Origin of the sequence: Aeromonas sp. RU39B (assembly GCF_900156095.1) — a bacterium.
GTDB lineage: Bacteria > Pseudomonadota > Gammaproteobacteria > Enterobacterales > Aeromonadaceae > Aeromonas.
On sequence record NZ_FTMJ01000018.1, the window covers coordinates 20,896 to 40,952 of the forward strand.

At 56.3% G+C, this 20,057-nt stretch carries 15 protein-coding genes and 4 tRNA genes; 8 read left to right on the forward strand and 11 right to left on the reverse strand.

From position 1 onward, the window contains the following. Positions 1 to 104 precede the first annotated feature (104 nt). Both BW958_RS20430 and BW958_RS18750 read left to right on the forward strand, forming a co-directional pair. Positions 105 to 857, forward strand: a complete 753-nt coding sequence (locus BW958_RS20430) for a hypothetical protein (RefSeq protein WP_143233153.1) — start codon at positions 105 to 107, stop codon at positions 855 to 857. Positions 858 to 859: 2 nt separating this feature from the next. Continuing rightward, entirely contained in the window at positions 860 to 1,921 is a 1,062-nt protein-coding gene (locus BW958_RS18750; RefSeq protein WP_076577438.1) for a glycosyltransferase, read from the forward strand. 79 nt (positions 1,922 to 2,000) lie between these two features. Here BW958_RS18750 and BW958_RS18755 read toward each other — a convergent pair whose 3' ends face one another. After that, positions 2,001 to 3,980, reverse strand: coding sequence for an LTA synthase family protein (locus tag BW958_RS18755; protein WP_083687413.1), 1,980 nt, complete (start codon positions 3,978 to 3,980; stop codon positions 2,001 to 2,003). A 151-nt stretch (positions 3,981 to 4,131) separates the two neighbouring features. On the opposite strand from BW958_RS18755, the gene tcdA reads away from it, so the two are divergent. Next, complete coding sequence (tcdA, locus tag BW958_RS18760; protein ID WP_076577440.1) at positions 4,132 to 4,944, forward strand: tRNA cyclic N6-threonylcarbamoyladenosine(37) synthase TcdA; 813 nt, start codon at positions 4,132 to 4,134, stop codon at positions 4,942 to 4,944. A 50-nt stretch (positions 4,945 to 4,994) separates the two neighbouring features. Here tcdA and BW958_RS18765 read toward each other — a convergent pair whose 3' ends face one another. Both BW958_RS18765 and BW958_RS18770 read right to left on the reverse strand, forming a co-directional pair. Continuing rightward, entirely contained in the window at positions 4,995 to 5,420 is a 426-nt protein-coding gene (locus BW958_RS18765) for a SufE family protein (RefSeq protein WP_076577441.1), read from the reverse strand. Further along, positions 5,420 to 6,634, reverse strand: a complete 1,215-nt coding sequence (locus BW958_RS18770; RefSeq protein ID WP_076577442.1) for an aminotransferase class V-fold PLP-dependent enzyme — start codon at positions 6,632 to 6,634, stop codon at positions 5,420 to 5,422. Before BW958_RS18770 ends, BW958_RS18765 begins: the two co-directional genes overlap by 1 nt. Positions 6,635 to 6,775: 141 nt before the next feature. Here BW958_RS18770 and rep point away from each other — a divergent pair, with 141 nt between their 5' ends. After that, positions 6,776 to 8,791, forward strand: coding sequence for a DNA helicase Rep (rep, locus tag BW958_RS18775; protein WP_076577443.1), 2,016 nt, complete (start codon positions 6,776 to 6,778; stop codon positions 8,789 to 8,791). Positions 8,792 to 8,795: 4 nt separating this feature from the next. Here rep and BW958_RS18780 read toward each other — a convergent pair whose 3' ends face one another. The 5 genes from BW958_RS18780 to BW958_RS18800 form a co-directional block, all read right to left on the reverse strand. Further along, entirely contained in the window at positions 8,796 to 11,072 is a 2,277-nt protein-coding gene (locus BW958_RS18780; RefSeq protein ID WP_076577444.1) for a putative bifunctional diguanylate cyclase/phosphodiesterase, read from the reverse strand. A 75-nt stretch (positions 11,073 to 11,147) separates the two neighbouring features. Continuing rightward, positions 11,148 to 11,603 (reverse strand): c-type cytochrome, encoded by a 456-nt coding sequence (locus BW958_RS18785; RefSeq protein WP_076577445.1) that lies wholly within the window; start codon positions 11,601 to 11,603, stop codon positions 11,148 to 11,150. Positions 11,604 to 11,749: 146 nt separating this feature from the next. Beyond that, positions 11,750 to 14,830, reverse strand: coding sequence for a multidrug efflux RND transporter permease subunit (locus BW958_RS18790; RefSeq protein WP_076577446.1), 3,081 nt, complete (start codon positions 14,828 to 14,830; stop codon positions 11,750 to 11,752). Between the two features lie 18 nt (positions 14,831 to 14,848). Beyond that, positions 14,849 to 15,955 (reverse strand): efflux RND transporter periplasmic adaptor subunit, encoded by a 1,107-nt coding sequence (locus tag BW958_RS18795; protein WP_076577447.1) that lies wholly within the window; start codon positions 15,953 to 15,955, stop codon positions 14,849 to 14,851. 24 nt (positions 15,956 to 15,979) lie between these two features. Further along, the gene (locus BW958_RS18800; protein WP_256702079.1) at positions 15,980 to 16,552 is read right to left on the reverse strand and encodes a TetR/AcrR family transcriptional regulator; all 573 of its coding nucleotides are present in this window, start codon (positions 16,550 to 16,552) and stop codon (positions 15,980 to 15,982) included. 246 nt (positions 16,553 to 16,798) lie between these two features. Between BW958_RS18800 and BW958_RS18805 the strand changes: the two genes are divergently transcribed. The 4 genes from BW958_RS18805 (at position 16,799) to BW958_RS18820 (ending at position 17,235) form a co-directional block, all read left to right on the forward strand. Further along, positions 16,799 to 16,875 (forward strand) — tRNA-Arg (locus BW958_RS18805). A 50-nt stretch (positions 16,876 to 16,925) separates the two neighbouring features. After that, a tRNA-His gene (locus tag BW958_RS18810) sits at positions 16,926 to 17,001 on the forward strand. A 19-nt stretch (positions 17,002 to 17,020) separates the two neighbouring features. Continuing rightward, positions 17,021 to 17,106: transfer RNA gene (locus tag BW958_RS18815), tRNA-Leu, on the forward strand. Positions 17,107 to 17,158: 52 nt separating this feature from the next. Beyond that, a tRNA-Pro gene (locus BW958_RS18820) sits at positions 17,159 to 17,235 on the forward strand. Positions 17,236 to 17,345: 110 nt separating this feature from the next. Here BW958_RS18820 and BW958_RS18825 read toward each other — a convergent pair. From BW958_RS18825 to trmH, 3 genes are all read right to left on the reverse strand, one after another. Further along, the gene (locus tag BW958_RS18825) at positions 17,346 to 18,152 is read right to left on the reverse strand and encodes a Cof-type HAD-IIB family hydrolase (RefSeq protein WP_083687414.1); all 807 of its coding nucleotides are present in this window, start codon (positions 18,150 to 18,152) and stop codon (positions 17,346 to 17,348) included. A 90-nt stretch (positions 18,153 to 18,242) separates the two neighbouring features. Further along, a complete protein-coding gene (locus BW958_RS18830) occupies positions 18,243 to 19,271 on the reverse strand; it encodes an alpha/beta fold hydrolase (protein WP_076577449.1) in 1,029 nt (342 codons plus the stop codon). 24 nt (positions 19,272 to 19,295) lie between these two features. Then, positions 19,296 to 20,027 carry a tRNA (guanosine(18)-2'-O)-methyltransferase TrmH gene (gene trmH / locus BW958_RS18835; RefSeq protein WP_076577450.1) on the reverse strand — a complete coding sequence of 244 codons (732 nt, stop codon included), beginning with the start codon at positions 20,025 to 20,027 and terminating at the stop codon, positions 19,296 to 19,298. Positions 20,028 to 20,057: the final 30 nt, after the last annotated feature.

The window sequence follows — 20,057 nt, forward strand, 5'->3', positions numbered from 1 at the left end:
TGATCAGGAATATGAAAAAAATATGGGCATCCACATGCGCATCATATTATCGTTGGTGTAATGTGTTTTCATGCAAAAAGCTAAAAATGCAAGGACCTGTAAACGTGTCGTTGACCTCCTATGGTATTCGCCTTGATAAGGTTTATCTAACCATAGAGTCTCTTTTTAATCAGACAGTAAAGCCAAATGCGGTTTTTCTCTGGATAGCTAAGAGAGACTGCCCATCAATCGAATCACTTCCAGTTGAACTGAAAAGGTTGGTAGCAAGGGGTCTTCATATTGAGTTGGTCGATGAAGATCTACGGTCTTATAAAAAGCTTGTTCATCTGTACGAAAAATATGTTAGAGAAGGTTTTTCTCTACCCATCGTGACTGTCGATGATGATAGAATATATCCACGCAATTTTTTGGCCGAGATGTTAAAATCTCATCAAGAGCACCCCCAATGTACGATATGTTATCGTGGGCATCTAGTATATTGTGATCGCGATGGTGTTTTTGATTATAACTCATCGTTGAAAAGACCTGTGCCTCATTCAGCGCATCAAGAACTTATCCCCACCGGGGTGGGTGGCGTTCTTTATCCACTTCAATCATTATCTAAAGAAATTGCAGATCGTGACTCATTTCTTAAAAATGCACCAGATGCAGATGATATATGGTTTAAAGCTGTAACATTGAAAAATGGTTTTCACTCTATAATGGTACATAATGAAAAGAAAGATTTCATGAAGATATCTTACGCATATTCTCATGGCCTTCACCACACTAATGTGAGAGAGAATAAAAACAACCTGTGCCTAGAAAAAACTATGCGCCACTTCGGTTTGGTTGAAAAATTTATTAAAAGTGAGTAGATATGAAAAAGTTTCTTTTCATTATTGAGGATTTGTACGGTGGCGGGGCACAAAAGTCACTGATTAATACAGCAGAGGGACTTCGCCTTCGTGGGCATGATGTTACAGTATTTATTTTGCGTGATATTATTGAACATCGTTTACCTCCGATGCTTAAAGTAATCAATCTCTCCGTAGTTAATGCTTTGACTAAAGCAATATCTAATCCTTTGGTTGAGAAGTTGCAGGCGTGGAAAATCTCACGTCAGATTAACAGGCTAAATCCTGATGTTATTTTGTCTTGCTCGTGTGACAAAATTACGAGACATCTGAGGCATCCCAACCTTTGGTTCTGGGTTAAAAGTAATATGCTTGCCTCTCGGTATACCGAAGAAGCTAAAGAAAAAGCTAGAAAAAAATTATTGCGTTTCTATACCGGGAGAAAAGTTATTGGTTGCTCCCAAGGTGTTGTGGACGGACTTCTCAATGAAGTACATCTTCGACCTTCAGAGATTAGAGCCATATTTAATCCATATGAACGGGAAGGATTTTTACGGATGTCTGATGAGAAGGTATCTATTCCCGTTGGTGATTACTTGATTAGTGTCGGTACGTATGAATCTCGTAAGCGCCATGATAGGTTATTACGAGCCTATAAAATGAGTGGGGTATCAACGCCACTTGTTATTTTAGGGAAGGGGAAGCCCGGTGAGGAAGAGCGAATTCGAGAATATGTCAAAGAGTTAGAACTGGAAGAGAAGGTTATATTTCCTGGCTACCAGCTCAATCCTTATCCATTTATTCGTAACGCTAAAGCACTGATTCTTACCTCAGATGGGGAAGGGTTGCCTAGAGTGCTGATTGAGGCTTTGCTATTAGAAACGCCAGTTATCAGCGTTGATTGCCCCTCTGGACCGAAGGAAATCTTATCTGGATCATTAGCTGAATTTCTAGTGCCTTTAAATGATGAAGATGCATTAGCCCTTGCAATAAGAAAGATGGATGAACATCCGGTCAACGTCGAGGAGTCTCATTACAAGAAGTTCTTGAGCGAATCGGTCTTACCTCAGTTTGAAGCATTATAATAGTGGTGGGGTAATCCACCATTTTTAGGGGGAGGGATTACTCCCTGCCAATAACAAAAGGGCCATAATGGCCCTTTTGTTATTTTATTCCTTTTATCCTAGCGTTGATTTGCCAACGTAACAATTTTGGATAGCTGTCGATGGATTTGGCTTCTTGAGGCGTCTGCTGCAATGGTTGCTCGTTAAGAGTCAAAGATGAATTATGCCAAGCATATGCAATCTGTTTTCCAGTAAGAGGATACGCTCCATTCCTATCTATCCAAACTAACTCGTTATAGCCAAAGGCGCGTGCTGGGTCATCATCGACAGCTAGCATGTTACGTCCACCGAGGGCTTGGTAGGTTGTATCCGAGAGACTGAAGGTGTAAAGAGTGGGGAAGATATCCTTGTGTGATCCAGCGCGGGTAGGATCAAAGCGCAGCGGTACGTGCTGCTGAATGGTTTTGGGCACGTAGAGGTAGAAAGGGACGGCACGATCGAGCATCTGCTCAGCGGGATAGAAGGCGCGAACCCGGCGCATCTGGTGGTCGCCGGTGGCGGCTATCAGGGTCTTTTCACCCAATTCAGATGCCTTGATGTTGGCGACAAAGCGGCCAAATGCATCGGCAGCATATTGATAAGTTCGCAGGATATTGAGCTGATCAATCTGCCCTTCTTCGGCGTGACGTTTCACCTCGTCGGTTAATGCCACCGGACCCGGTTGATAGTGAGTGGGCACTACGTATGGCGGGTGATTGGTGACAGTGAGGATGCTAATAAAGGTTGGCTGGCTGGCCTCCTTGAGCAAGGTCTCCGCCAGACGGTAGGCATATTCATCCGGAACACCCCAGTCTGTCAGCTCCTTGGCTGATTGCGGGTAGCGCTTCATTAAGGCGTTTTGATCAAAGACTTCATCCACCCCTTGCACCGGTAGATAGTTGACCAGATTGCGCCACATCATGTTACCGGGCGAGATGAAAATTACCCGATATCCGGCCTTCTTATATACGTCAAACGGAATGCCGCTCAGTTTGACGGATTGCGCCGACGAGTGGCTGATGGTTTGCACCGGGCTGTGGAAGAACATGGCGGCCAGTGACGGCGCGGTACCATTACCTTCTGATACAAAACGACGGAATACAAAATCGCTGGCAAATGCCGGTCGCCAGGCGCCCAGCAGGTCATTGACTCCCGGCTGGTCAAAAACCAGCATGTTGCTACCAAAGCTTTCCATCAGGTTCATCACAACATGGGGCTTATGCTCAGCCAGCCAGGGGTTACTCGGCGTGGTCACATCCAGCGATGTGAAACCCATCTGGGCCAGTAGCGCCTTGCCTTCCTCTGCGCTGACTTTGCTAAAGCTCACGTCATCACGGCGATCTTTTAGTGCCCAGTCGATGGCAATCAAGCCATTAGGGGTCAGTTTATTGAGCACCGTCAGGTCGGATACTTGAGCATTGCCTCGGCGCAGCGGGAAGGTGCCAACACTGCCGCGCGCTGCGATCGCTACGACAGCGACAATCAGTAGTGTGGTGAGCAACAGACGCCATGATGGCCAGCGCCGGTCGGGCGAGCCAGCCAGCAGGCGCTTGGTGATAAAGCCCGATACCAGAGCTGCTATCAGTGCTGCTAGCACCCCCTTCACCAACGGGTAGTCTTGCCACATGTTGGCTAATACGGCCTTGGTGTCATCATCCATCAGGCCGAAAGCGAACACGTCGATGTGGGTGTGATAGGTCTGATAATAAAAGAAATTACTGATGGCTACCGCTGCTACAGCAAACGCCAGTATGGCGAACAGAATCGGGACCATCTTCTGAAGCCAGCGCCATGATCTCTGGCTTGCAGCCAAGGGCAATGCCAGTACTAACCAGGGAGCCAGCGCCATCCCGCCAATGCGCAGGTCATAGCGCAGCCCAGTCGTCCACATGCGCAGCAGGTCGTCTTGTTTGCCTACCAGCTGGGCCTGCTCGACAAACGCGTGATACATGGCAAAGCGTGCCGACATCAACAGTAATGTCAGCCAACCAAGTTGAAATAGCAGGGCGCGCAATAAAGGGCGAAGTCTGAGTTGATACATGGCGTCCAGTGAGGGGCTTAAGCCACAGAGTTGGAGAAGAGGCGGAATTGTAACCTAAGCACTCAAGGCTACCAATACAGGGGACAGCGACACGAGTCGCGGTATAATGCGCCGCCACGCCAGCAGGTCGTGATGCAGTAAGGTGAAGAGAATGAATGCAGAGTATCAACAACGTTTCGGTGGTATTGCTCGCCTCTATGGTCAGGCGGCGCTGACGTCCTTTAGCCGCGCCCGGGTCTGTGTGATCGGCATTGGCGGGGTGGGCTCTTGGGCAGCCGAAGCGCTGGCCCGCTCCGGGATAGGCAGCATTACCCTGATCGACATGGACGATATCTGCATCACCAACTCCAACCGGCAGATTCATGCCTGGCAGGGGACGGTGGGGCGTCTCAAAACCGAGGTGATGGCCGAGCGTATCCGGCTGATCAATCCAGATTGCCAAGTGCTTGAAGTGGATGATTTTGTCACCGCCGAGAATCTTGCCGAGCACATTCATGGCGAGTTTGATTACGTCATCGATGCCATCGACTCGGTCAAGGCTAAGGTGGCGCTGATCGCGTTTTGCAAGCGACGTAAAATCCCGATTATTGTGGCGGGTGGTGCTGGTGGGCAGATGGACCCGACCCAAGTGCAGGTCGCCGATCTGGCCAAGACCATTCAGGATCCGCTGGCGGCCAAGGTGCGCAGTGATCTGCGCCGGTTGCACAACTTCAGCAAGAACCCGGCCCGCAAGTTTGGGGTTGAGTGCGTCTTCTCGACCGAGCAGCTGACCTATCCCGATGGCAGTGGTGGCACTTGTCAGGCTAAAGCCGCCAGCGATGGCACCATGAAGATGGATTGTGCTTCGGGATTTGGAGCGGTGACGCCGGTGACGGCCACTTTTGGTTTTGTCGCCGTGGCGCGGGTGCTCAAAAAGATTGCCGAGCGCGGCGCACGTGCCGAGAAGAGTGTGGCCAGCGAATAAGTGTGAGATCGCCGCACAACAAGGCAGCCCCAGTGGCTGCCTTGTCTGTTTTAGCTCACCCGCTCGTAGATGGCCTGGACAATGGCGCGCAGTCCGTTGCCACGGGAGGGGGAGAGGTGTTTTTCTAGCCCTAACTCGGCCAGATAGCCCTCCATATCGAATGCGCGGATGGCTGCGCCGCTCTGATGGTTGAGGGCGGCCAGCACAATCACGATAAGACCACGCACGATGCGAGCATCCGAATCGCAGGCAAAATGCCACAGCCCGTCTTGCTCACTGGCCAGCAGCCAGGCGGTACTTTCGCAGCCATGCAGCCGATGCTCTTCACTTTGCCACTTTGCAGGTAGCACGGGCAGTTGCTTGCCCAGCGTGATGATCAGGCGGTATTGATTCTCCCACCCTGTGGCGGCGGCAAAGGCATCGCGGATCGTCGCCGCAGTGGTTTCAGCGCCAATGGCGGTATAGTCGGCCAGCATCAGAAAAAGTCCTCCAGTTTGCCGATGGCAGTGATCAGGGCGTCTACATCCTGTTGGCTTGAGTAACAGGCCAGCGATGCCCGAATAGTGCCTTTAAGTCCCAAACTCTCCATCAGCGGCATGGCGCAGTGGTGACCAACGCGCACCGCTACCCCCTGCATATCGAGCAGCGTGCCGGCATCTTGCGGGTGAATGTCAGCGAGTAGAAACGAGACAGCGCCAAGGCGCTGGGCAGGATTGCCGACCAGATTCACACCGGGCAGGGCTTGTAGCTGCTCCGCCAGATAGCGGGTGAGTGCTTGCTCATGGGCCAGCAGTGCTTGGCGATCCTGCGCTTGCAGAAAATCGATGGCGGCGGCCAAGCCGATCGCGCCAGCCATATGGGGCGTGCCAGCTTCGAATTTGAACGGCAGTTGATTGAAGGTGGTGCCGGCAAAGCTCACCCGCTCAATCATCTCGCCACCACCTTGCCAGGGCGGCATCTTTTCCAGCAGTTCCCGGCGCCCCCACAATACGCCGATGCCAGTCGGGCCATACATCTTGTGGCCAGAAAAGGCATAAAAATCGCAGCCAATCAGCTGCACGTCGATGGGCAGGTGCGCCGCCGCCTGAGCACCATCGATCAGCACCAGTGCTCCTGCCGCCTTGGCCAAACGGGTCAGCTCTGCCACCGGGTTGACGGTACCGAGCGCATTGGAAACATGACCCACGGCCACCAGTCGGGTGCGTGGGCCAAGCAGCGCCTGGTAGGCGGCCAGATCAATGTCGCCGCTGGCGTTGAGCGGAATGGGTCGCACGATGGCGCCGCACCGCTCGGCGGCCAGTTGCCACGGCACGATATTGGCGTGGTGCTCCAGCGTGCTGACCAATATTTCGTCACCCGCTTGCAGGCTGTCTCCCCAACTGGCGGCCACCAGATTGATGGACTCGGTGGTGCCGCGGGTCCAGATCACCTCGCTCGGATCGCCTGCGTTGATAAAGCGGGCGACAGTGCTGCGCGCCGCTTCAAAGGCGGCGGTGGCGCGAGCGCTCAAGGCATGGGATGCGCGGTGGACATTGGCGTTGTCATTGCGGTAGAAGTGCTCCATCGCCTGCAGCACGGCCAGCGGTTTCTGGGTCGTGGCCGCATTGTCCAGATAGATGAGTGGCTGGCCATTGACCTGCTGATGCAGGGCTGGAAACTGTTCCCGCAAAGTGGGGACAAGTTCGGACATACTGACAGTCATGGCAGGTTCACCGCGAGGAAAAGGGGGCAACATGATCCTGAAAATAGCCGCAAAGCACAAGGTTGTAGCGGGAAAGCGGGGAAAGCTTTCTGCTACAATCCTGCCCCTGCTTGCCAGACGGAGTCCCTCATGAAGCTCAACCCCAATCAGAATGAAGCGGTCAAGTACGTATCCGGCCCCTGCCTGGTGTTGGCGGGAGCCGGCTCGGGCAAGACCCGCGTAATTACCAACAAGATTGCCTATTTAGTGCAGCAGTGCGGCTATAACGCCCGCAATATCGCAGCGGTGACCTTTACCAACAAGGCAGCCCGCGAGATGAAAGAGCGGGTGGGCCAGACATTGGGGCGCAAAGAGGCGCGCGGCTTGATGGTATCGACCTTCCACACGCTGGGGCTCGATATCATCCGGCGCGAGCACAAGATCCTCAATCTCAAGGCCAACTTCTCGCTGTTTGATGACACCGACCAGCTGGCCCTGCTCAAAGAGCTGACCGACCCCGAGCTGCAAGGGGACAAAGACCAGCTCTCGGCGTTGATGAGCAGTATCTCGAATTGGAAGAACGATCTTATTCTGCCGGCGCGGGCGATGCGTATCGCCAAGGGGCAGGATGAAGTGCTGCATGCCCAGCTCTACGAGCGCTATCACCGCCAGATGGTGGCCTATAACGCCCTCGATTTTGATGATTTGATCCTGATGCCGACCCTGCTGATCAAGCTCAACGACGAGGTGCGCACTCGCTGGCAGAACAAGATCCGCTATCTGCTGGTGGACGAGTATCAGGATACCAACACCAGCCAGTACGAGATGGTCAAACAGCTGGTGGGCGAGCGGGCCCGCTTTACCGTGGTGGGGGACGACGACCAGTCGATCTACTCCTGGCGTGGCGCCAAGCCACAGAATCTGGTGTTGCTTGGACAGGATTTTCCGAACTTGCGTCTTATCAAGCTCGAGCAGAACTACCGCTCCAAGGGACGCATCTTGAAGTGCGCCAACATCCTGATCGCCAACAACCCGCACGTTTATGACAAGGCGCTGTTCTCCGAACTCGATTACGGGGTGCCGGTGCGGGTGCTGTTTGCCAAGAACGAAGAGCACGAGGCGGAGCGAATTGCGGCTGAGCTGATGGGCCACAAGTTTATGAATCGCACTCGCTTTAAGGATTACGCCATCCTCTATCGCGGCAACCACCAGTCGCGCATCTTCGAAAAGGCGCTGATGCAAAACCGGATTCCCTATCGCATTTCCGGCGGCACCTCCTTTTTTTCGCGCACCGAGATCAAGGACATCATGGCCTACCTGAAACTGCTGGTGAACCCGGACGAGGACACCGCGTTTTTGCGAGTGGTGAATCTGCCGCGGCGCGAAATTGGCCCCACCACGCTGGAAAAGCTCGGCGAGTATGCCAATAACCGCAGTAAGAGTCTGTTTGCCGCCAGCTTTGAGCTGGGGCTTGAGCAGACACTCTCCGGCCGTGGGTTGCATGCCTTGCGCGGTTTTACCGAGTGGCTGGTGCGTCTGGGCGACAACGCCGCCCGTGGCAATCCGGTCGAGGCAGTGCGCGATATGATCAAGGATATCCACTACGAAGAGTGGCTCTACGAGAGCTCACCGAGCCCGCGTGCCGCCGAAATGCGGATGCAGAACGTCTCGACCCTGTATCGCTGGATCACCGAGATGCTGGAAGGGGACGACGTCGATGAGCCGATGACCCTGCCACAGGTGGTCAGCCGGTTGACCCTGCGCGAGATGATGGAGCGCAACGAGGGCGATGATGACACCGATCAGGTGCAGCTGATGACCCTGCACGCCTCGAAGGGGCTGGAGTTTCCCTACGTCTTTATGGTGGGGATGGAGGAGGGCTTGCTGCCGCACCAGACCAGTATCGATGAGGATAATGTGGAGGAGGAGCGGCGGCTGGCCTATGTGGGGATTACCCGTGCCCAGACCGAACTCACCTTTACCCTCTGTCGTGAGCGGCGCCAATTTGGCGAGACGGTGCGCCCCGAACCGAGCCGCTTCCTGCTTGAGCTGCCACAAGACGACCTGATGTGGGAGAACCAGAAGACGGTGACGGCCGAAGAGCGTCAGCAGAAAGGGCAGACCGCGGTGGCTAATCTGCGCTCTCTGTTTAATAAGGAGTCGTAGCGCCTTAATGAGCGGGTAGGTTGAGCGGGCGGCCCAACAGCGGAAGTATGTCCTCACCCGGCATGGGAGAAGCAATAAAGCGCCCCTGCCCAAATTCGCAGCCCAGCTCGAGCAACTTCTCATATTCGGGTTGGGTTTCTATCCCCTCGACAATCAGCAGCAAACCGAGATCGCGGCTGATATCGCGCATGGCCCGGATCAGCGCTAAATCGCGTGGCGACTGCAACATGCGGTGGGTAAAGCTGTCGTCCACCTTGATGTAGTCCACCGGGTAGTGAAACAGGGCGTTGAGGGACGAAAAACCGGAGCCGAAATCATCCAGACACACCTGCAGGCCACCGGCTCTGAGCTCATCGAGCCGGGCTATCATATTGCCCTCCTGGCGTGACAACTCCCGCTCGTTAAATTCAAACACCAGATAGCGCGGGTCGATGCCGTACTGCTGGATGCACTCCAGCAGTTCACCGAGCAAGGTCCGGCTCATCAGATGGCGACCCGAGAGATTGAGCGATACCTTCAGATGGCAATCGCCCAGCTGCGCCAGCCATTGGCTCAGTTGCTGGCAGGTTTGGCGCAGGATCTGCCGATCCAGCTCGACGATGAGACCACACTGCTTGGCCAGCGGAATAAAATCGAACGCATCACGAATGACCCCATCCGGCGTGATCCAGCGCGCCATCACTTCAAGTCCGGTCAGGCGGCTGTCTTTGAGACGAATCACCGGCTGGAAGTAAGGCTGGATCTGCCCCGCATCGAGCGCCTGGCGCAGGGCTTGCTCCGGCGAGAGCCAGCCCGGCTCATGGCTGGCTGTCGCATAGAACACGTTGCGATTGCGACCCGCCCGCTTGGCCTGATACATGGCGAGATCCGCCTGATGCAGCAACTGGCTGATATCGCTGATGGCCGGGGTCATGGTCGCTACCCCGATGCTGAATTCGATCTGCAGCTCATGATCCCCGAGCAGGCAGGGCTCAGAGTGCAGGGTTTCGATCCGATCCAGGATCTGCCGGATCCGGCTGTTGTCAGCACAATCATCCAGATAAATGACAAACTCGTCGCCGCCGAGCCGCGCCACCATGTCGTTTTGTCGCACGCTGCTTTGCAGGCGCTGACCTATCTGCCTGAGTAGCTGATCCCCTGCCATATGACCCAATGTGTCGTTGATCTCTTTGAAGTGATCCACATCGACAAACAGCAGGGTAAACGGTTGGTCTGGATGGCGGCGATAATGTTTGATGGCCTGATCCAGCCGGCTCATCAGCTGGGCCCGATTTGGCAGCTGGGTCAGCGGATCGTGCAGAGCATCGAACTGCAGGCGACGCTCCTGCTCCTGATGTTGTTTGAGCTGTTTTTGCAACTTCTGGTTGGTCTGCTGCAGTTGCAGCAGTTGCTGATCGAAGCGGTCATCCCGGGTCAGCTGGGTGCGGATGAACTGCAACTCCATCACCATGGCCAGCTGACTGGTGAGAAAGTCCAGCAACAGGCGCTCGTCCGGTCCGAATGGAGAGCGTGAGGCCAAGAGCAGATGGCCAAGATAGTGGTGCTGTTGATAGAGCGGCGCGCTACTCCAGTAGCAGTCATCCTGGCGGGTTTCGACCGGATGGCGGTCGTGGCAGAGGCTGGCCAGCTGCTCGAGGGCATGGTGCGCTTGCTGCGGATAAACCAGCCGGGTACTTGTCGGCTCTTTGTATAAAACCAGCAACTCCTGCACGTTAAGGGTAAAGCGGGCGGCGGAGTCGAGCTGGGCATAAAAGCTGTCAACTGGCAGGCTGCCGGCGAGGCGAATGACCCGGCGCAGACTATCAATTTTCTGTTGCCAAGCCGGCTGGTGGCGCAGCAAAGGGGATATATCCCGTCCGAGACGGGCGCCGCGCTGGGTTTCTCCCAATCGGATTGCCAAACACTCCAGCAGCAGTTGCAAGGTCGGCTGATCCGTTGCGGTCTGCGCCAGTAACCCCAGCACCGGCTCGCCTGCCACCGGCAGATAGCACCAGCCGTCACTGGCTGGCAATCGCTGCAGTTCATCAAGCAGGGCTACTGGATGGCTTTTGATCTGCGCTTGCCAGGTGGTGGGCAGTGCATGCTGATAGAGCCAGCTCACACCTGCTGCACTCTGGCCCAACACGGCAAACAGGCTGATGGGCACGAATTGCATCAGCTGTTGATGTAAATGGTGGCATGACTCATAAGTGGGCTGGCCGGGCGCAGAAAAGCTGGCAAGCAGGGATGCCAGTTCTGACAAAGATGGTGTGAGTGCGCGATCCGGATATGTATTCACCATGGCTGGAGACCTCGGAAAGCCAAGATCACTATCTTGCTCTGCCAGCCCGGTGAAGGCAATTTGCTCAGAACGTGGTCAGAGCTTATCAATCATGAAGTGGATCGCATTTTCGATCTCTTCATCGCTACATGCGGCGCAGGTGCCGCGCGGCGGCATCACACCAGACTTGCCCTGAAAGCCCGCAATAGCGTGCTGTTTCAGGGTTGCGATACCTTGAGCGATGCGCGGCTCCCACGCCGCCTTGTCACCCCGTTTGGGGGCACCGGCAGCACCGGTATCGTGACAGGCAAAGCAGGCGCTCTTGAAGACAGTCTCACCATCGCGGGGCGTGGCTGAGGCGGTCGCAACAGGGGCTGCGGCCGGTGCGATGCCCGCCAGATCAGTGGCAGAGTAGACACTGCCAACCGGCTTGATTCGATCGGCAATTGCTTCCGGGGTCATTTCCTGATCGGCGGCATTAGCCGTGCAGAAACAGCTGGTTGCCAGCAGGCTGCTGGCCAGAATTAGGCTGGTTTTTGTCAACACGTTCAGGCTCTCCCCGCAATATTCACAATATCCCTACTGCCCGCACGAGTATAACCGAATGGTTAACACCCTTTAAGGCACTTGTGTGCAAAGTGTTATCCAGCATAAAAAAACGGGGGAGCCTTGGCTCCCCCGTGTCGTTCAGATATGGCTTAGTGGCCCGCTTTGGCTTTGGGCGGAATCGACTCATCAAACACTGGCAGCGGCTTGTGCTCGGAGGCCAGGTAGGTGTAGATCACCGGCAGCACAAACAGGGTGAACAGGGTCCCGATGGCGAGTCCGGCCACGATGACGATACCGATACTAAAGCGCTGGGCCGCCCCCGCACCAGAGGCGTACAGCAGTGGGATCAGACCGGCAATCATGGCGGCAGTGGTCATCAGGATCGGACGCAAACGAACCTTGGCAGCCGCCATCACGGCTTCCATCCGGTTGCGACCATGCAGCAGTTGCTCCTCCTTGGCCACTTCACAGATCAGGATGCCGTGTTTGGTAATCAGACCGACCAGCGTGATCAGCCCCACCTGCGAATAGATGTTCATGGTTGCCGCCCCCCAAGCCAGCGCAATCAGGGCGCCGCTGATGGCCAATGGTACCGAGACCATGATGACCAGCGGATCGCGCACCGACTCAAACTGGATTGCCAGCACCAGGAAGATGATCGCCAGTGCTAGGGCAAAGGTGCCATAGAGTGCGCTGCCTTCGGTGACAAACTGGCGAGCTTCCCCCATGAAATCATAGCGATAGCCCTGCGGGAGCTTCTCGTCAGCGGTGCTCTTGAGCCAGTTGATGACAGAGCCCATGGTCACACCCGGAGCCGGTACGGCGCCAATGGTGGCCGAGTTGAGCTGGTTGAAGTGGGGCAGGGCGCGCGGCTCGCCAACCACCTGGATGTTCACCAAACTACCTAGCGGGATCTGATCGCCATTAGCTGCGCGTACATAGAAGTGCTTGATCGACTCGGGATTGAGACGGAACTTGCGCTCAACCTGCGGGATCACTTCATAGGAGCGGCCATCCAGATCGATACGGTTGACGTAGCCATCCGCCATCATGGTCGCCAGCGTGGTGCCGATGTCCTGCATGGTGATGCCATAGGCACCCGCCTTATCCTTGTCGATCCTGATCTTCATGGTGGCGGAGTCGTAGTTCAGATCCAGCGTCGAATAGACGAACTGACCATTGGCCTGCACGGCCGTCAGCATCTCGGTCGCCACCTGGAACAGGCTCTCGAAGCTGCTCGGCGTGGTGATGACAAACTGGACCGGCAGACCGCTTGAGGCGCCCGGCAGCTCCGGGAACTGGAACGCGGTAATCGACATGCCCGGGATCTCTTCAACCATGGCGGCTACCCGATCGAGCACCTCTTTCTGGCTGGCTTCACGCTGGCTCCACGGCACCATGGAGGCGATACCGAACGCCTGATTGGCATCAAACAGGCCAGAGAAGACCTGCGAGAAGGCCACTTCGGGCTGATCGTCGAGGATCTTGTTCACCCGTTGCATGGTCTGTTCGATGTAGTCGAGGTTGGCATTAGAAGGAGCCGTCCCCAACACAGCCAGTACGCCCTTATCTTCGTTCGGTGCCAGTTCACTCGGGATGAATTTGAACAAGAGCGGCAGGCTGACGCAGACGATCGCCGCAAACATCAGGATCACGATGCGCTTTTGCATCACGGCGTGCAGCATGCCGTCATAGCGCTGGGTCATGCGCTCCAGGAAACTGTGCACACTGCGCTCGAAGCGGTTGGGTGCTGCGTTGGCCTTGAGCATATTGGCGCACATCATCGGCGACAGGGTCAGGGCGATGACCCCGGACACAAACACAGCACCGGCCAGGGTGAGCGCAAACTCCTTGAACAAGGATCCGGTAATGCCTCCCATCAGGGCGATCGGCGCATACACCGCTGCCAGAGTGAGGGTCATGGCGATAACCGGTACAGCGATTTCGCGGGTGCCGATGATGGCGGCGCGGAACGGATCTTCCCCCTCCTTGATATGGCGGTCGACGTTCTCCAGCACCACGATGGCGTCATCCACCACCAGACCGATGGCAAGCACCATCGCCAGCAGGGTCATCAGGTTAATCGAGAAACCAAACAACTCCATCATCATCACCACGCCGATCAGGCTGAGCGGGATAGTGATAATCGGGATCAGTACCGCCCGCAGGGAGCCTACGAACAGGGTGATCACCACCAGTACGATCAGCGCAGCTTCACCAATGGTCTTGATAACCTCATGGATCGACTCGTTGATGGCCACGGTCGAGTCATAGAGCACGTTGACTTCCATGGTGCTCGGCATGTTGCGCTTGATCTCCGGCAACATGGCCAGCACATCGTGGGCGATGTTGATCGGGTTGGCGGTCGGCGCGGCGTTGATGGCCAGCACCACGGCTTCGCGGCCGTTGGCGGTGGCACGATAAACGTCGTGGCTCTTCTCCAGCGTCACCTTGGCCACGTCAGAGAGGCGGATGACCTTGCCTTCGGTAGAGGAGACCACCAGGCGTTTGAGCTCGTCCACATCCTTGACCTGGGTCTCGGCATTACCGTTATAGAGGGTAAAGTTGCCGATAGCCTGGCCGGTGGCCGACTGGTAGTTGTTGCTGCTAAGAACCTGCATCACCTCACTGGAGGTGAGGCCAAAAGCGGCCATCTTGGCCGGATCGAGCCAGACCCGCAGGGCGTACTGGGTACCGCCATACATATCGACCTTGGAGACGCCGCCGACGGTGAACAGCTGCGGTTTGACCACCCGCTCGAGGTAGTCGGTGATCTGGCTGGCATTGAGCTCGGGGCTGGTGACGCCAATATAGAGCACTGCGGTGGTTGAGCCGGTCGACATGGTGACCGAGGGATCTTCCGACTCCTTCGGCAACTGGGAACGCACCGAGTTCACTTTGGCCAGAATGTCAGAAAGTGCGGCGTTTGGATCGGTGTTGAGCTTCATGTAAGCCGTCACTGTCGAGCTACCGAGCTGACTGGACGAGGTCATGAAGTCGATGTTGTCGGCTTGTGCCACGGCCTGCTCCAGCGGCTGGGTAATAAAGCCCTGAATCAGATCGGCACTGGCGCCGTAATAGCTGGTGGTGACGGTGACAACCGTGTTGGTCATCTCCGGGTATTCACGCACCTGCATCTTGAAGATGGCCTGTAGCCCCAGCAGTGCGATCAGGAAACTGATCGACACAGCCAGCACAGGGCGCTTGATGAACATGTCGGTAAAACGCATGGCAGTTCTTCTCCGCGCTTACAGCATCGGGGTCTGGGCCGGTGGGGTCAGCCCCTCACCCGGTTCGATCTTCACCTTGGAGCCGTTGCTCAGGCGCACTTGCCCCGAGGTGACCACTCGCTCGCCCGGCTTGACGCCACTGACGATCAACGCATTGTCACCACGGCGCTCGGCCACCTTCACCACCCGCTGCTCGGCACGAGGTTCGCCATCTTTCTCATGGATCACGTAGACGTTCTCGCCATAGAGGTTGAAGGCGATGGCTGTCTGCGGCAGCACCACTTGGTTAGGCTGACCAGGCAACAGGATGCTGGCGCGGGCAAACATACCTGAACGCAGGCGCCCGTCGTTGTTCGGGATGTCGGCCTGAACCTGGATAAGGCCGCTCTGATAGTTCACCGCCGGCTCGATGGCACTGATGTGGCCGTTGAACTGGGTGTCCGGGTAAGCATCTACGCCGATATGGATCGGCTGGCCCAGTGTCAGCTTGGCGATATCGGTTTGCGGCACGGTAAAACGCAGGCGCATCACGCTGATATCTTCGAGACGGGCAATGCTGGTGCCCGGCTCAAGATACTGGCCGAGGAAGACGTTACGCAGACCGACGACACCGGCAAACGGAGCACGGACTTCACGACGGGCGATGGTGGCCTTGAGACTCTCGATATCGGCCAGCAGCGACTTGTAACTGGCTTCGGCATCATCGAGCTGATCGCGCGAGATGGAGTTCTTAGCCACCAGATTCTGGTAGCGCTCGAACTTGGCGCGGGCGGCATTGAGCTTGGCTTGCGACGCGGCTAGGTTGGCCTTTTCAACGCTCGAGTCGAGGCTCAGCAGCAACTGGTCGGCTTGCACCATGGCGCCCGACTGGAAGCTGATCCGATCGACCGAACCACTGAGCTCAGTTGAGAGGGTTACCCCTTGATTTGGCTCGATAAAACCGATCGCTTCAATGGTCGGTACCCACTCCTGAGGCTTGGCTTCGAGGACCGTCACCGGGAACGCAGGTTCGGGGCGATTAGCCAGAAACTGGGCAATCATCTTCTCTTTGAACAGGTTGAAGCCGATGACGCTGCCAAACAGGGCAAATGCGATCAGCAACATGACGACTATCCACTTCTTCATTCAGTGACACTCCTCGGCGGAAGTTCAGGATTGGGGTTTCAGGATGGCTCGCCAGCTGGCGCGCACGGCCTCTTCACGCTCTGCTTCAGAAAGGGCGTGACCGGCCAGCCGATCCAGCTGGGCAATGTGCATGACCGAGTCCAGGCTCAGGGCGCTGAGAATTCGGTGGGGCAGGGCAATAAACAGCCCCTGCCGGACTCCCTCTTCGAAGAAATGCTGCAGGCGTAGCCAGATCTGTTGATTCTCAGGATCCAGCTCCATCTGTTCGAAGTTCGGGGAGGATTCGTATTGCGCCTTGCAGCGCAGACAGAAGGTATCGGTGCTGAGCAGTCGAAATGCGTTCAGCCAAATCTGCCGATACTGTTCAAACGGTGTGGCATCCGGCGAGACACCTTCAAACACCGCATCTCGTGCGCGCAGGCTGACATGCAGATGCAATTGGCGCAGCAGGTCATCTTTGTCGCTGAAGTAGCGGTAGATGGTTCCGGCGGCGACGCCAGCCTCTTTGGCGACCAGTGACATGGAGATGCCGTGGAAACCTTGCGTGGCCAGCAGCTCTTCCGTCGCTTTGAAAATGCGTTCTCGTTTATCCATCATGATGGTATCTGGCTGTGAATGAACGTTCATTCATTCACTATAGGGGAGTGTTAAGAATTGTTCAAGGCACCATGAACAGTGTGTAGTGAAGCGTAGCAGGTCAGCCTTGATGGAGGCTGAATGAATACGAAGTGATCCCTTTTTGCCCGTTTTGCGGTAAAAATCGGCAAACGCATCGTGGCAATGAAAAAAGTGCTGGACAGCTGCAGGGGGGGTCATTAACATTGCGCCTCGTTCGACAGCGTGGCGCCCGTAGCTCAGCTGGATAGAGCGCTGCCCTCCGGAGGCAGAGGTCACAGGTTCGAATCCTGTCGGGCGCGCCATTTATGGCGTGCCGATGCGCGGGTGGTAAGCTTGTCGAATAGCAGCTGTGGTGGCTGTAGCTCAGTTGGTAGAGTCCCGGATTGTGATTCCGGTTGTCGTGGGTTCGAGTCCCATCAGCCACCCCATTATTTTGCTGCGCACTGTGCGAAGGTGGCGGAATTGGTAGACGCGCTAGCTTCAGGTGTTAGTGCCCCCCGGGCGTGAGGGTTCAAGTCCCTCTCTTCGCACCATAATTAAGAAGACAAATGACCCTGGCGGGTCTTTTTGTTTTTCTCCCCCTGTCGGTGATTAGCGCAGTCTGGTAGCGCATCTGGTTTGGGACCAGAGGGTCAGAGGTTCGAATCCTCTATCACCGACCACTCTTCCGAGAAGCCGGCCTTGTGCCGGTTTTTTGCTATCTGGCGTTTACTGCAGGCAATAAAAACGGGAACCACAGTTCCCGTTATCATCACTATGCCGGATGTCGCGCTCAGGCGATGGCCGGCAGCGCGAAGCAGTTGGCCAGATAGCGTGCGACGCCATCTTCATCGGCGGTCACGGTGCGCTGATTATTCGGCAGCGCTGCCATCAGGCGATCATGGGCATTGCCCATCACCACGCCATGCCCGACCATGCTCAGCATCTCGAAGTCGTTCATCCCGTCACCGAAGGCAATTGCCTGTTCCAGCGACAAACCGTTCTGCTCCAGCACCGCTTTGACGGCGCGCCCCTTGTTGACTTCGCCGTGCATGACTTCGAGGCAATCGGGCAGGGAGAAGGTGATATTGAGGCTCTGGCCGTAGCGGGCCTGTAGTTGCTGCTCGATCACCAGCAACTTTTCGTGCTCACCGGTATAGAAGACCTTGTTTACCCGGTCGAGTGGGTGAGTGGCGAAGTCGGCCAATGTGTAGTGGAAACCTGACTCGTGGTGGAACTCCAGCAACCAGGGCATCTCCTCCTCAACCAGCCACTGCTCGCCGTAGTAGACGTTGACATGGATCGATGGGTCACGCGCCAGATTGGCCAGCTCGCGGGCGACATCGGTGGCGATGGTCTGGTTATAGATAAGCGTGTCTTGCTTGTCGTGCACCATGGCGCCGTTGGAGGTGATGAGATAGATATCCAGGCCAAGGGTGTTACGAATATGGCGGACATCCACATAGTGACGGCCGGTCGCCATCACGAATTTGACCCCCTTTTGCACTAGCGTATGCAGGGTCTCACGGGTCTGGTCGGAGATTTGGTGGGCACTGTTGAGCAGGGTTCCGTCGAGATCGGAGACTACGACCTTATACATCATCACCTCGGGGTTACGAATGAAAGCGGGAGCAGTGTACAGCAACCGCTCCCGCCTCCCCATTTATTTAGCAGCCCAAAAAATAGGCGCTCAATAACGGTTTAAAAAGCCCAAGGCAGCATCCAGTGCCGCCTGACGCTGGGCATCCTGTTCGATAAAGAGTTCATGCCAGGCCCCCTCGATTCGTACCGGGCGACCTTCGCTGCAGGGGGCTACGAGGCAGAATTGATCCTGTGCGGCGTTGTCCACCACGTTGTCCAAACCGGCCTGCAGCAACAGCAGCGGTGTGCGGATCTTGTCGGCTTCGGCAATGGCCTGCTCACCGGCGCGGATCCCCTCCTGAATCCAGTGGGCGGTGGCGCCGCCCAGCTTCACCTCGGGGGTGCGCTCGTATTGCTCGCGAAACAGCTGATAGCGCAGCGTGCTGTGCGTCAGTTCATTATCGGCAAAGCCATGATCCTGATAGGGTCCCTGACCGGGGCCGTAGGGCGGCTCGCCAAACCAGCGACCGAATGTGTCAATGCTGCTGGCCAGCCCTTTGGCCAACCACACCGGCAGGCTACCCAGATTGATGCCCAGCATGGGGGAGGAGAGCACGGCCGCATCGATCTCGGTGGGCCAGCGCTCCAGATAACGCGCGGCAATGGCGCCGCCCATCGAGTGGGCCAGAATAAATACCTTCTCCGGTTTGTCGGCCATGACGACCTTATCGTGGAAGGTTTTCAGATCGTCCACATAGTCATCAAACTGCTCGACATAGCCTTTTTGCACATCTGTCAGCAAGCGGCCGGAGCGGCCCTGGCCGCGATGGTCGATGAGATAAATGCTATAGCCCTGTTGCCACAGGTCCCAGGCCAGCTCCTGATACTTGAGATAGGTTTCTACCCGACCATTGACCACCATGATGGCCCGATGGCTGTCTGGGTGGCGCAGCGCGGCATAACGAATAGGTACCTGGTCTTTGCCGATAAACTCCCCTTCACGGGCATGTTCGCGCCAGAAGCTAGGCAGCACGTCGCGGTGCAGCGCCTCAAGGTGATCTTCGGTACTGAGCGGTGCAGTCACGGCGAATACTCCGGGGGTCAACAGGGCCAGGGTCAGTAACCAGCAGGCTTTCATCAGGGTTCTCCTGCAGGCCGGGGATCACTCCTCCGGCAACTCGTCCTCGTCATCCAGATGCTCCCAACTGGCGCGGGACATCTGTACTTTCTGCCACCACTCTTCGTCGGCCAGGATTTCGCCCTGCTCGCCGAGTTGCGGATAGGGCAGATCTTTCTGCTTACAAATTCTGGCAAAGATGGGGTGTCCGCCCTCAAACAGAATGGCATTCTGCTCTTCGGCGGGTAGCGGGCAACCGCGCTGATAGCAGCCGGCCAGCTCGCGTTGACGCTGCGCTTCATACAGGATGGCGGCAGCCGCCACCGAGACATTCAGTGACTGCACCATGCCGACCATGGGGACGACGATATGATGATCGGCCAGTGCCAGCGCCGCTTCGGTGATACCGAACTTCTCCTGACCGAGCAGAATGGCAGTGGGCTTGGTGAAGTCGATAGTGCGAAAATCCACCGAGCTTTCGCTTAAGTGGGTGGCCAGAATCTGCATGCCGGCAGCCTTTAATTCTGCCACGGCAGTGTGAATATCCGGATGCAGTTTCACATCCACCCAGTTCTGGCTGCCGCGTGCCGTACCCTTGCGTTTGGCAATACGGGTGCGCGGCCAGACCGCATGTACCCGGTGAACGCCGATCGCATCGGCGGTGCGCACGATGGCGGCCAGGTTGTGAGGCTTGTGCACCTCTTCCATGCAGACGGTCAGGTCGAGCTGACGCATGGCCAGCATATCGGTGATGCGCTTGAAGCGTTCGGGTGTCATGGCAATTCTCTTGTGAAAACAGCGGGCGGC